The sequence below is a fragment of the Streptomyces sp. NPDC006326 genome, from assembly GCF_040612915.1.
Lineage (GTDB): Bacteria > Actinomycetota > Actinomycetes > Streptomycetales > Streptomycetaceae > Streptomyces.
On the sequence record NZ_JBEXRC010000017.1, the window covers coordinates 46,857 to 61,036 of the forward strand.

12 protein-coding genes are annotated in these 14,180 nt (G+C 73.4%); 11 read left to right on the forward strand and 1 reads right to left on the reverse strand.

The window, feature by feature from the left end:
* Nucleotides 1-58 precede the first annotated feature (58 nt).
* The 11 genes from ABZ128_RS15730 (at nucleotide 59) to ABZ128_RS15780 (ending at nucleotide 13,198) form a co-directional block, all read left to right on the forward strand.
* On the forward strand, nucleotides 59-4,066 hold the full coding sequence (locus ABZ128_RS15730; protein ID WP_356848781.1) for an amino acid adenylation domain-containing protein: 4,008 nt from the start codon (nucleotides 59-61) through the stop codon (nucleotides 4,064-4,066).
* A gap of 15 nt (nucleotides 4,067-4,081) precedes the next feature.
* Nucleotides 4,082-4,927 carry a DUF6202 family protein gene (locus tag ABZ128_RS15735; RefSeq protein WP_356848782.1) on the forward strand — a complete coding sequence of 282 codons (846 nt, stop codon included), beginning with the start codon at nucleotides 4,082-4,084 and terminating at the stop codon, nucleotides 4,925-4,927.
* Nucleotides 4,928-4,929: 2 nt separating this feature from the next.
* Complete coding sequence (locus ABZ128_RS15740) at nucleotides 4,930-5,754, forward strand: aspartyl/asparaginyl beta-hydroxylase domain-containing protein (RefSeq protein ID WP_356848784.1); 825 nt, start codon at nucleotides 4,930-4,932, stop codon at nucleotides 5,752-5,754.
* 136 nt (nucleotides 5,755-5,890) lie between these two features.
* On the forward strand, nucleotides 5,891-6,943 hold the full coding sequence (locus ABZ128_RS15745; protein ID WP_356848785.1) for a ketoacyl-ACP synthase III family protein: 1,053 nt from the start codon (nucleotides 5,891-5,893) through the stop codon (nucleotides 6,941-6,943).
* Nucleotides 6,940-8,901: an HAD-IIIC family phosphatase gene (locus ABZ128_RS15750; RefSeq protein WP_356848786.1), complete on the forward strand. Its 1,962-nt coding sequence runs from the start codon at nucleotides 6,940-6,942 to the stop codon at nucleotides 8,899-8,901. Before ABZ128_RS15745 ends, ABZ128_RS15750 begins: the two co-directional genes overlap by 4 nt.
* Entirely contained in the window at nucleotides 8,894-9,187 is a 294-nt protein-coding gene (locus tag ABZ128_RS15755) for an acyl carrier protein (protein WP_356848788.1), read from the forward strand. The genes ABZ128_RS15750 and ABZ128_RS15755 overlap by 8 nt, the downstream gene beginning before the upstream one ends.
* 7 nt (nucleotides 9,188-9,194) lie before the next feature.
* Nucleotides 9,195-9,617: a VOC family protein gene (locus tag ABZ128_RS15760; protein ID WP_356848790.1), complete on the forward strand. Its 423-nt coding sequence runs from the start codon at nucleotides 9,195-9,197 to the stop codon at nucleotides 9,615-9,617.
* A gap of 130 nt (nucleotides 9,618-9,747) precedes the next feature.
* Entirely contained in the window at nucleotides 9,748-10,581 is an 834-nt protein-coding gene (gene ddaH / locus ABZ128_RS15765; RefSeq protein WP_356848791.1) for a dimethylargininase, read from the forward strand.
* A gap of 118 nt (nucleotides 10,582-10,699) precedes the next feature.
* Nucleotides 10,700-11,299: a nitroreductase gene (locus ABZ128_RS15770; protein WP_356848793.1), complete on the forward strand. Its 600-nt coding sequence runs from the start codon at nucleotides 10,700-10,702 to the stop codon at nucleotides 11,297-11,299.
* Between the two features lie 16 nt (nucleotides 11,300-11,315).
* Nucleotides 11,316-12,104, forward strand: coding sequence for a 4'-phosphopantetheinyl transferase superfamily protein (locus ABZ128_RS15775; RefSeq protein WP_356848794.1), 789 nt, complete (start codon nucleotides 11,316-11,318; stop codon nucleotides 12,102-12,104).
* 116 nt (nucleotides 12,105-12,220) lie between these two features.
* Nucleotides 12,221-13,198: a helix-turn-helix transcriptional regulator gene (locus ABZ128_RS15780; protein ID WP_356848795.1), complete on the forward strand. Its 978-nt coding sequence runs from the start codon at nucleotides 12,221-12,223 to the stop codon at nucleotides 13,196-13,198.
* A gap of 39 nt (nucleotides 13,199-13,237) precedes the next feature.
* Here ABZ128_RS15780 and ABZ128_RS15785 read toward each other — a convergent pair whose 3' ends face one another.
* Nucleotides 13,238-14,140, reverse strand: coding sequence for a restriction endonuclease (locus ABZ128_RS15785; protein WP_356848796.1), 903 nt, complete (start codon nucleotides 14,138-14,140; stop codon nucleotides 13,238-13,240).
* Nucleotides 14,141-14,180 lie beyond the last annotated feature (40 nt).

The window sequence follows — 14,180 nt, forward strand, 5'->3', positions numbered from 1 at the left end:
CGGATAACTTCCTTTCATCCTCAAGAAGTCGTCCTCTTCCCGGGTGGGGTGTGAACAGGTGAGCCAGCTCAGTGCCGGACAGGTCCAGCTCCTCGAAAAGCTGCGCAACCGGAAGGCGGAGAAGACGCCCACCGCCGAAATCGCAAGGATTGCGCCGGGCGCCCGCGTTCCGCTGCTGCCCGCGCAGGCCCGCATCTGGTATTTCACCAAGCGATTTCCGCAGAGCGCCGAATACAACCTGTACAACACGGTGGAACTCGACACCGCCCCCGACCGCGAGCGGCTCACCGAAGCCGTCCGAACGCTGAGCGAGCGCCACGACGCCCTGCGCCTGCGCATCGTCGAGGAGGACGGGATCCCGCTCCAGGAGGACCCCGGTCCCGCCGAGCCGCCCATCACCTGGCACGACCTGCGCGGCCTCGGGGCGGACGAGGCCCGCAGCCGGGCCGCCGAACTCGCCGGCCAGGCCGCCGCGACCCCGCTGCCCACCGACCGGGCCCCGATGTTCCGGCTGCTGGCCCTGCTCCTCCCCGGTGGCGGCGCGAGCCTGGTGCTCGGTTTCCACCACGTGATCATCGACCACTGGTCGGTCACCCAGGTGATGGACGAACTGGCCCGGCTGTTGGACGGCCGGAACCTGCCGCCCACCCCGGGCATCGGCTACCTCGACTACGCGGCCGCGCAGGCCGCCGACGCCGCCGACGGCCGCCAGGACCGCGACCTGGCCTACTGGACGGACCGCCTCTCCGGTGACCTGCCCGTGCTGGACCTGCCCAAGGACCGGCCCCGCCCGGCCACCGAATCCCGGTCCGGCGCCTTCGTCTCCTTCACCACGGACCCGGACCTCGCGGCGCGGGTGCGGGACTTCGCGGCCGCCGAGGGAGTCTCCCCGTTCGTGGTGCTCCTCGCCGCCTACAGCGCCTTCCTCTCCCGCCTCACCCGCCAGGACGACGTGGTCGTCGGCTCGCCGCTCGCCGGCCGGGACGACGTGACCGCCGAGCGGATCGTCGGCTGCTTCGTCAAACCGGTCGCCCTGCGCGCCGACCTGAGCGGCGCCCCCGGCTTCCGCGACCTGGTGCATCAGGTCCGCGACACCGTCCTCGCGGCCCAGGACCACCAGACCGTGCCCTTCGAACGGGTCGTCGCCGCCCTCGGGGTCGCCCGCACCCCGGGCGTGAACCCCGTCTTCCAGACCATCTTCGGCGTCCAGGACCGCGTCCGCCTCGACCAGCGCGGCGACCGGGCCCTGGTGCAGGTGGACACCGGATCGGCCCGCACCGACCTGTCGGTCTCCGTGGACGACGAGGGCGCCGGCGGCGGATTCCGGGGCCTGTTCGAGTACGCCGCCGACCTGTTCGACCAGGCCACCGTCGAAGGGTTCGCCCGGCTCTACCTGGACCTCCTCGCCACGCTGACCGCCGACCCCGAGAGCCCCGTACGCGAGGCGCCGCTGTTCTCCGCCGAGCGCAGGCAGGAGATCCTGCACGGCCTCAACGCCTACCGCAGGCCCGAGTTCTCCTACGCCACCCTCGCCGAACCCTTCGAGGAACAGGCCGCCCGCACGCCCGACGCCGTCGCCCTCACCGGCGAGGAGGGCGAACTGCGCTACGCCGAGCTCAACGCCCGCGCCAACCGCCTCGCCCATCACCTGCGCGACCGCGGAGTGCGCCCCGGCGACAAGGTGGCGGTCTGCATGGACCGGTCCTTCGCGATGGTCACCGCGCTCTACGCGGTGGCCAAGACCGGCGCCGCCTACGTCCCCATGGACCCCGAACTCCCCGACGGCCGCATGTCCTTCATGCTGGAGGACACCCGCCCGGAGCTCGTCCTCGCCGACGACCGGGGCGCCGCCGCACTGCCCGACGGCCCGTGGGAGGTGCTGCGGCTCACCGGACCCGACCGGCCCTGGGACCGGTGCCCGGCCGGGGACCTGCGGATCCGCAGCCGCGGGGACGCCCTCGCCTTCCTGCTCTACACCTCCGGCTCCACCGGCCGCCCCAAGGCCGTCGCCTACCCCGTCGACGGGGCGCTGGCCAACATCTTCTGGCTCCAGGAGGCCTATCCCTTCGGCCCCGGCGACGCCAACATCCTCAAGACCTCCTACGGCTTCGACGTCTCCACCTGGGAGCTGTTCTGGCCGCTCTACTACGGGGCCACGCTCGTCGTGGCCCGCCCCGGCGGCCAGCGCGACCCCGCCCACCTCCTCGAACTGACCGAACGGCACGCGGTCACCACCCTCTTCTTCGTCCCGACGATGATGGAGGTCTTCCTCGACGCCGCCCCGCCCGGCAGCTGCCGCTCGCTGCGCCGCGTCATCATCGGCGGCGAGGAGGTCAAGCCGCGGCTGCGGGACGCCTTCCACGCCCGCTTCGACGCCGACCTCGTCAACTGCTGCGGCCCCACCGAAGCCGGCACCGTGGTCGAGGGCGTGATCCCGCGCGAGGCCGGCGCCCCGGTCGTCCCGCTCGGCCGGCCCTGCGCCAACTTCCGGATCTACGTGCTCGGCCCCGACCAGGAGGTCCTGCCGGTCGGCGCACCCGGTGAGATGTACATAGGCGGCGACATCGGCCTCGCGCACGGCTACCACGACCGGCCCGCGCTGACCGCCGACCGCTTCGTCCCCGATCCCTTCGGCCCCGTCGGGGCGCGCATGTACCGCACCGGCGACCTGTGCCGGTACCGCCCGGACGGCGTCCTCGAACACCTCGGCCGGATCGACCGACAGGTCAAGATCCGCGGTCTGCGCATCGAACTGCCCGAGATCGAGGCGGTGCTCCGCGACCACCCGGACGTCAAGGCCTGCGTCGCGCTGGCCCCGCGCTCCCTGGAGGGCCGCATCGCCGCCTTCGTGGTGCCCCGCCCCGGCGCCGCTCCCGACCCCCGGGAACTGGGGCGGCACGCCCGGCACCTGCTTCCCGCCCACATGGTGCCGGCCGCCGTGACCGCCGTGGACCACGTTCCGTACACCGTCAACGGCAAGATCGACGAGGCCGCGCTGCTGGACCACCTGGGGGCGGTCGCCGCCGGCGGCTCCACCGACCTCGTGCCGCCCGAGGGCGAGACCGAGACCCGGCTGGCGGCGATCTACCGCGAGGTGCTCGGGCTCGACGAACTCAGCGTCACCGACGGGTTCTTCGCCCTCGGCGGCCACTCGCTCCTGGTGTTCAAGCTGATCGCCGCCTGCGGCCGGGACCTGGGCGTCCGGCCCACCGTCGGCGACGTGTTCGCCGCGCCGTCGGTGCGCGAGCTCGCCGCCCGCCTCGACGCCGGCGGCGCCGGCCCCCGCGGTGCGGCCGAGGACCCCGTCGTACCGCTGGTGCGCCCCGAGGGCCGTCCCGTCGTCCTCTTCGTGCACGGCGCAGGAGGTTCCGCCCTGCCCTTCCGGGCCGTCGGCGAAGCCCTCGGGGACGACCACGACGTGTACGCCGTCCAGGCCGTGGACGGGCCCGGCGAACCGCCGCGGACCATCGAGGAGATCGCCCGCCGCCACGTGGAGGCCGTCGACGCGGTGCGTGGCCCCCGCCCGCTGCTGCTGGCCGGCTGGTCCGTAGGCGGCTGCATCGCCCTGGAGATGGCCCGGACCTGGCAGGACCGCGGGGCGGAGGTGATCGGCACGGTCCTGCTGGACACCTGGCTGCCGCCGGCCGCCCTCGCGGAGACCGACGCCGACGCCGCCGAGCAGGCCCGCGCCGCCTTCGCCGCCATGGACCTGCTGGCGGGCGAGGACCGCACCCGAGAGGGCCTCGCCGGCCTCCCGGCCGCCGAGACCGACCGGATCGGCGAGCTCCTGGAGCGCCACCGCGCCGCCTTCCTGGGCTACGCACCCCGGCCCTGCACCGGACCGGTCCACCTGCTGCGTGCGGCCCGGCCCTTCCCCGACCCCCGGATCGACCTGCCCGCAGCCCTGCGCGGCGAGGACCACGGGTGGCGGGCCCTCATTTCCGACCTGACCACCCGGGACATTCCCGGAGACCACTTCACGCTCGTATCGGAAGAGCACGCGGCGGAACTCGCGAAGGAAATTCGCGGAATCGTCGAGGACTCGCTCTCCTTCAACGAAATCTAGAATTCTGGAGCAGCCGTGACAGCCATCGCCCTGACCGCAGACGCCCGCACCGCCCTCGACGAGCTCGTCGACCGGGATATCGCAGAGGCCGGACTCGGCCGCGCGGAAAACCGATTCTTCAGCTTTTCCCGCGCCCACGCCACCGACGACTTCCAGGGCGCCCTCGCCGTCGCCCACCAGTGGCGCGCCATGACCAAGACCTTCATGTACACCACCCTGTCGAGCCTCGGCGTCGTCGCGCACCGGCTCGCCGGACAGGACTCCCCGCCGCGCGACGTCCTGGCCGCCTTCCAGACCATCTTCCGGGTCATCGGCGATGACCTCGACAACCTCGCCCCGGTCTTCGGCGCGGTGGCCCCCAAGGGCCCGGGCGGCGCCCACTACGTGTGGTGGGAGGACGCCATCATCGACCCCGTCTCCGCCCACGTCGACGAGGCCGGCCGGGAGGTCGCCCGCCGGCTCCCCGAGGGCGTGGTGCGGCTGCTGGAGAACATGGAGCGCTTCGCGAGCTCCCCGCTCGGCGCCGCCGTCCAGCTCCGCGTCGTCGAGACGATCGCCCTCGACATCGCCGTCGGCTTCCGCCGCGTCTACGGAAAGCTGGAGACGGCCCCCGGCGAGCGGCTGTTCCCGCAGCCCGCCGACCTCGCCTGGATCGACTCCCACATCAAGGCCGAGACCATGCACGCCGCGCAGGTCAGCGACGACGAGACGGGCATGACCACCCTCCTCACCACGGAGGAGGAGGCCCGGGCCTTCCACGAGATGACCCGCGAGTACGCCGCGAGCTGGGCCGGGGCACTCGACGCCTTCGCCGACTCCCTCGGCCTGCCGGCCGAGCTCCACGCCGTCCGGGCGGCCTGACCATGGGGTCCCACCGCATCGCCGCCCTCCGGCTCGACGAGGAGCGCCTCGCCGCCGACCTCGCCGTCTCCGAGGGGTTCGCGTACAACGACTCCTACGCCGACTTCGTCAGCACCGGCCTCCTGCGCAGCACCATGCTGTGGAACGGCACCGGCACCCTCGACGAGTCCGCCCTCGGCGACTACGAGGGCACGGCCCGGCCCACCCCGCACGGCCTCGCCCTGCCCTACATCAGCGAACTGATCGCCACCCTGTTCCGCACCGAGTACCTGAAGTTCGCCCGTTTCATGCGGCTCGCCCCCGGCAGCGTGTACGTGCCGCACCGCGACTTCCTGGAGCTGAAGGAGGACATGCTCCGCATCCACCTGCCGGTGCAGACCGACGACAACGTCTACGCCTCCGAGGAGAACACCGTCTTCCGGATGCGCCGCGGGGAGCTGTGGCGGCTGGACGCCACCCGCACGCACTCCGTCGGCTCCTTCTCCGACGCCGACCGGGTCCACATCATCTGCGACTTCACCGCCGAGCGCGTGGAGCAGGTGCTCGCCGTGGACGTCACCCCGGACCCGGACATCCCGCAGGCCAACATCGCGGCCCGTCCGCCGCTCGACGCGGCGGGCCGGCAGGCCCTGATCGGGCTCGGCGGCGTCCTCGACCCCCGCAACTACCAGGACATCCAGACCCTGCTGATCAAGCAGCACTTCCTCACGGACGTCTCCGGCGACGAGGTCTTCACCCTGCTCAAGGAGATCGCCGCGGCCGGCGGCCACGAGGAGCTCCTCAAGCGCGCGACCCGCCACGAGGAGTACTGCATGGTCCGCAGGTGACCCGGCCGCGAACCGGCCGTAACCGGCGGACCAGACCCGCACACCCAGAACAGGTGCCACACCCACAGCACGTGCCACACCCGCGACACGTGCGCCCGGGCAGTGCACCGAAGCGAACCGAAGGGGGCCGCATCCCGTGCGGTGGAACGGAATCCATGTGAATGCCTGCGCGGCCGTCCTCGGCCGCCGCGAAGAGACCCGCACCGCGGTGGCCGAGGGCCGCTACGACGAGGCGGAGGCGGCCGCCGACGGCTTCCTGTCGATCAGCGTGGCCGAGGGCACCCCGCCCGTCGAACTCGCCGTGCGCGCCGCCGACCTGGCGATGGCCCGCGCCACCGTGACGGCCCCGCAGATCGACCTCGTCGTCCACTCCAGCTGCAACCACCAGGGCCTGGACCACTTCGCCCCGGCCTCCTACGTCCAGGGCCGCACGGTCGGCGGACGCGCCGCCGCGATCGAGGTCAAGCAGTACTCCAACGGCGGGCTGGCCGCCCTGGAGGTCGCCGCGGCCTACCTGACCGCGCGCTCGGAGGACTCCGCCGCGCTGCTGACCACCAGCGACGTGTTCGCGCTGCCCGGGTTCGACCGCTACCGCTCCGACAAGGGCGTGGTCTTCGGCGACGGCGGCACCGGTCTGGTGCTCTCCCGGCGCGGCGGCGTCGCCCGGCTGCTGTCCACGGCGGTCATCAGCGACGGCACCTACGGGGCGGTCTACCTCGGCAACGCGCCCTTCGAGGAGGAGGCGGCAGGGGCCGAGGACGGTCCGGTCGACCTGCGCGGCCGCCGCGACGCCTACCTGGAGGAGAACGGCGAACTCCTCCTGAAGATCGTCCAGTCGCTCACCGAACGGCAGCAGGAGAGCGTCACCGTCGCGCTCGCCGACGCCGGCCTCACGGCCGCCGACATCGACCGCTGGGTGCTCACCAACGTCGGACGCACCCTGGACGACGTCGACTTCCGTGCGATGTTCGGCATCGAGGACGACCGCACCCTGTGGGAATGGGGCCGCCGGGTCGGCCACATCGGCGCCGCCGACCAGATCGCGGGCCTCACCCACCTGCTGGAGACCGGTGCGGTCCGGCCCGGCGACCGGGTCGCCCTCTGCGGCATAGGCATGGGGTTCACCTACGCCTGCGCCGTCGTGGAGATCCTCGAACAGCCCGAGTGGACCCCGGCCGGGGCGTCATGACCGCCGCCGCCCCGACCGACCCGGCGCCGCCGCCCCGGACGGCGCCGGCCCCGCCGTCCCCGCCCCCGGGCGAGGAACTGCTGCGGCGGATCACCGCGCTCCGGGACGACCCCGGCCACACCGACCGGGACCTGGCCGGCGCGCTGGGGGCGTCCGACGACCCGCTGCTGCTCGCCGAGGCGGGCCGGCTGCTGGAGGACCTCACCGCCGCCCGGCTGTCGCCCGCCCCGGTACGCCGACCCCGGCCGCTGCGGATCGCCGTCGCCGCCACCTTCACCGCCGACGACGTCGTCCCGCTGTTACGGGCCGCCCTGCTCGCCGCCGGCCTCGACACCGAGATCCACACCTGCCCGTACGACCGGCTCGTCCTGGAACTGAGCGACCCGCACTCCGAACTGGCCGCCTTCCGGCCCGACGCCGCCCTCTGCCTGCTCGACGCGGCCGCCCTGCTGCCCCGCGGCTGGGACCCCTCCCGCCTCGACGAACTCGCGGGGACCGTGCGCGGCCGGGCCGAGGCCCTCGCCGGTGCGGCCGCCGGATTCGCCGCCCGCACCGGAGCGGCCGTACTGCTCCACACCGTGCCACTGCCGCGCCCCGACCGGGCCGCGGTGATCAGCCACCGCGGGGCCGCCGCCCTGGGCAGGATCTGGCGCGAGGCCAACATCGCCCTGCTCGCCGCCGGGGAGACCCGCGACGGGCTCTACACCCTCGACCTGGAAGCCGTCCTGGCCGACGCCCGCGGGCCCGTCCGCGACGAACGCCGCTACCGCTTCGGCCGGATGTCCTGGACACCGCACACCGAACTGGCGTACGCCCGGGAAGCGGCCGCCTTCTGCCGGGCCGTGGCCGGACTCGGCCGCAAGGTCCTCGTCCTCGACCTCGACAACACCCTGTGGGGCGGGGTCCTCGGGGACGACGGACCCGCAGGGATCGAGCTCGGCACCCTCTACCCGGGCGACTGCTACACCGACCTCCAGCACCGCGCCCTCGCGCTGCGCCGGCAGGGCGTCCTGCTCGCCGTCTGCTCCAAGAACGAACAGGCGCTCGTCGACGAGGTGCTGGCCGGCCACCCGGACATGGTGCTGCGCCCCGAGGACTTCGTCGCCGTGCTCGCCGACTGGGAGCGCAAGGACGTGCGCATCGCCGCCCTGGCCGAGGAACTCGGCCTGACCCCGGAGGCCTTCGTCTTCGCCGACGACAGCGCCTTTGAATGCGGCATGGTCCGTGAGGGCCTGCCCGCGGCGGCCGTGGTCCACCTCGCCGGCGACCCCGCCGGACACGCCCTCACGCTCGTCGCCCCGGCCCACTTCACCCAGCTCGGAGCCACCGCCACCGACGCCGAACGCACCGCCCTGTACCGCGACCGCCGCGCCCGCACCCGGCTGCGCACCGAGCACGCCTCGGCGGAGGACTACCTGCGGGACCTCGGCATACGGGTCACCGTCGGCGAGGCGGACGCCTTCAGCCTGCCCCGCCTGGTCCAACTCGAACTGCGCACCAACCAGTTCAACCTGACGGGCCGCGTCCACGGCGACGCGGCGACCCGCCGGCTCGCCGGGTCGCCCGAACACCTGGTCCTTGCTGTCGACGTCGCCGACCGGTTCGGCTCCGAGGGCATCGTCGGCGGCGTCTGGGTGGACCGGGGATCCGACCGCTGGGTGATCCGCAACCTCGTGCTCAGCTGCCGGGTCCTGTCCCGCGGCGTCGAGCAGGCCGTCCTGCAGTACGTGGCGGAGCGGGCACGCGCGGCCGGCGCCCCCCTCCTGGAGGGCCACCACACCCCCACCGGCCGCAACCGGCCCGCCGCCGGCCTCTACCCCTCCGCCGGATTCGACCTCACCGGCGACGGCCCCGGCCCCGACGGGACCCTGCACTACCTGGCCCGCGCGGAGGACCTCGCCGCCCTCGCCCCGGACTGGATCACCCTCGACAGCAAGGAGGCACCGCACCATGTCTGAGCAGCCCGTCCCCGCCCTGATGGACACCTTGCGCCCGCTGGTCGCCCGGGTCGCCCACCACCCCGTGGAGCAGCTGACCGCGCAGACGCGCTTCGCCTCCCTCGGCCGCTGGGGCAGCCTCGCCGCCATGAGGCTGCTCGCCACCGTCGAGCAGACGTACGGCGTCCAGCTCGACCTGCGGGCGTACATGCGGCTCGCCACCGTCGGCGAGCTGGCAGCGGAGATCGACCGGCTCCGCACCCCCGACGCCCGCCCGGAGCCCGCCGCACCCGCACCGGCGGGGTGAGCGGCCCGTGATCCTCGGGCTCGACCACATCGGCCTGGCCACCGCCGATCCCGGCCCGGCCGGCGCCCAACTGGCCGCCCTGGGCCTCGCCCGGACCGACCGGGGGACCGCCGAGCCCTACGGCGTCGCCTGCGAGTTCTGGAGCCTGCCCGGCGGGGCCCCCGCACCGGCCGTGGAACTGGTCTCCCCGGTCCGCGACGGCTCGGCCGTCGACGGCCGGCTGCGCGAGCAGGGCCCCGGCCTCTACCACCTCGCCTTCACCGTCGACGACCTGGAACAGGAGCGCGACCGGCTGCGGGCCGAGGGGTTCCTCTCGCTCGACGCCCGGCCCTGCCGCGGGGCCCGCCCCGGAATGCGCGTCTCCTTCCTCTACCTGCCCGACCCCGCCGAACTGCTGATCGAGCTCGTGCACTACGCGCCCGCAGGGTGAACCGCATCCGTCACCCGCCGTTCGCCAAGGCCGCACAGGCTCGCCGGGGCGACCCCGCCGCAACCGGCCCGTCCCCACCCCGGACGGACCGACCCCGTACCGCGCCATACGACCCACAAGGGAGTGACCCATGAGCACCGCCCAGACGCCCGACCGCCGCCCCCGCACGCAGCGCCCCCGCCGCTACCTGATGTGCCGCCCCGCGCACTTCGAGGTGGTCTACGCGATCAACCCGTGGATGGACCCCGACAAGCCGGTGGACGCCGCCCTCGCCGTCCTCCAGTGGGAGCGGCTGCGCGAGCTCTACCGCGACCTCGGCCACACCGTCGACCTGATCGACCCCGTCCCGGGCCTGCCCGACATGGTGTACGCCGCCAACGGCGCCACCGTCGTCGACGGCCGGGTCCTCGGCGCCCGCTTCCGCAACGCCGAGCGCTTCCCCGAGGGGGCTGCGTACCTGGACTGGTTCCGCTCCCACGGATTCGCCGTCCACGACCCGGAGTTCGTCAACGAGGGCGAGGGCGACTTCCTGGTGACCGCGAGCTTCGTGCTCGCCGGCTACGGCTTCCGAAGCGACCAGCGCAGCCACCAGGAGGCGGAGGCCTTCTTCGGCCGGCCCGTGATCAGCCTGGAACTCGTCGACCCGCGCTACTACCACCTCGACACGGCCCTGGCGGTCCTCGACGGCGACGAGATCATGTACCACCCGGAGGCCTTCGCCCCCGGCAGCCGCGCCCTGCTGGAGACGCTGTTCCCCGAGGCGCTGAAGGTCTCCGCCGAGGACGCGTCCGTCTTCGGACTCAACGCCGTCAGCGACGGCCTCAACGTGGTGCTCCCCGAGGCCGCCGAGGGCCTGGCCGCCGAGCTGCGCGCCCGCGGCTTCCGCCCCATCGGCATGGACCTGTCCGAACTCCTCAAGGGCGGCGGCAGCGTCAAGTGCTGCACCCTCGAAATCCGGCCATGATCAGCCCACGCGCCGCCTTTCCGCTTCCTCCCCGTTTCCGACGCTTCCATACCGCTGTCCGACGCTTCAGCACCGCCTGCACCACGCCCGCGCACCCGGACGACAAGGACGACCACTCATGGATGTCATGACCGCGATACTCACCCGGCGCAGCGAGCAGGTCCTCGACGGGCCCTCGCCCAGCGACGACGAATTCACCTACCTCGTCCAGGGCGCGAGTTCCGCCCCCGACCACGGCCGGCTGCGGCCCTGGCGCTGGGTGCTGCTGCGCGGCGACGACCGCGACGTCCTCGGCCGTGCCCTCGCCGACGAGGACGGGGCGGACGAGACCGCGGCCCGGCAGCTGACCGCCAAGCTGCGCCGGGCCCCGATGACCGCCGCCCTGGTTTTCTCCCCGCACACCGGCCACCGCGTCCCGGAGTGGGAGCAGCTCGCCGCCGCGAGCTGCATGGCGCACTCCCTGATGCTCCTGCTGCACGCCCGCGGCTACGGCAGCATCTGGCGCACCGGCCGGCTGGCCCGTTCCGCCGCTGCCTGCGCCGTCCTCGGCCTGCGGGAGGACGAGCAGCTGCTCGGCTCCCTGGACATCGGCACCCCCGACCCGGCGAACGTGCGTACCCGGCGACCGCTGGAGGACGTCAGCGCCCGCATCAGCCGCTTTCGCGAGCCGGTCCCGTACGCGGGCGCCCCGGTCGCGGCCGGCAGCCGCGCGGCCTGAGCGGCGGAGCGCGGACATGACCGCTGCCGCCGTACCGGCGCCGGCGCCCGTACGCGCCCCCGCGCCGACCGGACTCCTGGTCCCGCGGCCGCTGCCGGCGGGGGACGGGCCGCTGCCAGGCCGCCCGGTCGCGCCCCCGCCCGGAGCGCCGCCCCAGCTGTGGCTGCTGCGGGCGTCGGAGCAGCCGCTGCGCCCGGACTCGGCCACCCCGCTGAGGGGCGAGGAGGCCGCCCGCCGCGCCCGGTTCGTCCACCCGCGCGACCGCCACCGGTACACGGCGGGGCGCCTGGGGCTGCGCCGCCTGCTCGGCGCGTACCTGGGGCAGGAACCGGACGAAGTGGTGTTCGTCCGGCAGCCCTGCACGGTGTGCGGCGGCCCCTCCGGGCGACCCGCCCCGGCCGTGCCGGGGCTGCACTTCTCGCTCTCCCGCAGCGCGGACCTCGTGTTGTACGCGGTCGGCCGGACCCCGGTGGGTGTCGACGTCGAGGCGTCGTCGCCGACCGACGTGGACGACGCGGTACGGGACCTGCTGCACCCGCAGGAGCGGGCGGAGCTCGACGCACTGGCGCCGGCCGAGCGCCGGGAGGCGTTCCTGCGCTGCTGGACGAGGAAGGAGGCGTACCTCAAGGGCATCGGGGCCGGGCTCGCCCACGGCATCGACCGGAACTACCTCGGCACGGGTGCCTTCCCGCCGTCCCGGCCGCCCGCGACCGGGTGGACCGTACTCGACGTGGACGCGGGGGAGGGCGGCCACGCGGCAGTGGCATTTTCGGCCACGCTATACCACATAGCGGACGGTCAGTAGTACTGTCTGCCGAATTCGGCGTCCCACGGTCACCAGCTTCCCCGTGACCGGTGCTCCGCACCCCTGAGCCCATGTGGGGCGCCCACGGGCCCATCCCCCTGTGGAAGGAGCAACTCTTGCTGGAAGCACTCGGTCTGGGTCCGGCGGTCGAAGCCGTGTACCGGCTGTTACTCGCCCAGCCGGAGTGGGGCGTCCAGCAGGTCGCGGGGCACCTCGGCCTTTCGGAATCGGCGGTCCGCGCCGCACTGGACGAGCTGGCCGACCTCCACCTGCTCCAACCGAGCCGGGCGGAGGGGGAGTTCCTGACGGTCAGCCCGGAGGTCGGCCTGGGCGTGCTGCTGAACCGCAATGAGCTGGAACTGAGTGCAAAGCAACGCCAGTTGGAGGCGGCCCGGGCCTCCGTGGCCGCCCTCGTCAGCCAGTTCAGCAGCCGGCAGCACGCCCCCGAGGTGGTCCAGCAGCTGTTCGGGCTGGAGACGGTGCGCCGACGGCTGGAGCAGCTCGCCGAGACCGCCCGGACCGAGTGCCTGTCCTTCTTCCCCGGGGGTGCGCAGAAGCCCGACGTCATGGAGTCGAGCAAGCCGCTGGACCAGATGGCGCTGGAGCGGGGGGTGGTCCTGCGCACCCTCTATCAGGACAGCTTCCGCAAGGATCCGGACACGTTCGAATACGTGCGCTGGCTGTCCTCGCTGGGCGGCGAGACCCGTACGGTGCCGACCCTGCCCATGCTGATGGTCATCGTGGACCGCGAGGTCGCACTGGTCCCCATCGACCCCGAGGACGGCCGCCAGGGAGCCCTGGAGATCCGCAGCAGGGGTGTGGTGGAAGCCCTGCGCGTCCTCTTCATCCGGTTCTGGGACTCCGGGCTGCCCTGGCACGAGCAGGACAACCCCGACAGTACGGGCCTGTCCCGCCGCGAGCGCGAACTGCTCTACCTGCTGGCGAGCGGACACACCGACGAAGCCATAGGCAAGAAGCTCGGGCTGTCCCTGCGCACGGTACGGCGCACCGCGTCCGGCCTGATCGGCCGGCTCGGGGCCCGCAGCCGCTTCGAGGCCGGAGTCCTGGCGGCCCGCGCCGGCTGGCTCTCCTGACCGAGCCCTCCGCACGCCCGCACACCACCTCGCGTTCGTCTACGTCCGCCCCTGGACGGCCGAGGAGAGTAGGTCGTGGAGGGTCGCCTTCCGGCCGGCCCAGAGCAGCAGGGCTCTCCTGTCGATGGTCGGGATGCGGTGGCGCTGCGCGAAGGATCGGGCGTCCTTGGTGAAACCGCCGTTGGTCACGACCAGCGCCGCGGTGGCACCGTGTTCGGCAAGGGCTGTTCCGTTCACCTGGTACATGGTGGGTGCGCCGACGTTGCTGCTTCTGCCGGTGCTCGTGTGCTTGCACTGGACGGCAACGTAGACGCCCTCCCGGTCCACGGCGAGAACGTCCGCCGCGCGGTCGTTGGCGTGCCCACCACGCCGCACGATGCTCCAGCCGCTGTATTCGAGCAGTGACGCCACGAACAGCTCGAAGTCGGCCGGCGTGAGTGCGTCGATCCGGTCCGCGGTCAGGAGCAGTGAGTCGTGGGTGGGGAACCGGAAGCCGGTCGGCGCCAAGGCCGGCGGCGCGGTGTCCGCCCGGCCGCGGAGCCGGTCGAACTCCCTGGGGCCGGGGACGAGGAAGAAGTGGGCGTGGTCGAGGTACACCGGCGCCGGGCTGATGGCGTGGAGCCGGTAACCACGCGCCACAGGAGTGCACTCGTGCACGACGTGCGGCCGGCCGTCCGGCCCCAGGATGTGGTCTCCCTTCGACAGCGCCACGAGGGTTACGGGCCTCGGGACGATCCCGGGAACGCACGTGGTGGTGTCGCTCGTGAGGTGCCAGCCCAGGGGCCAGCCGTGCTGCGAACCCAACGTGACGAAGCGGTGCCGACCGCGGATCAGGGGCTCGCCGCACAGCGAGCAGTCAGCGGTGAACCTCTTCTGCGGCATCGTCGGGTCGTCGGCGACGGGTTTGACGCGGGAGTGGAAGGTGGCTGGTATGTCGGACACGTGTTTCCCGGGGATGGAAGAGACGCTTCGGCAGGGGGCA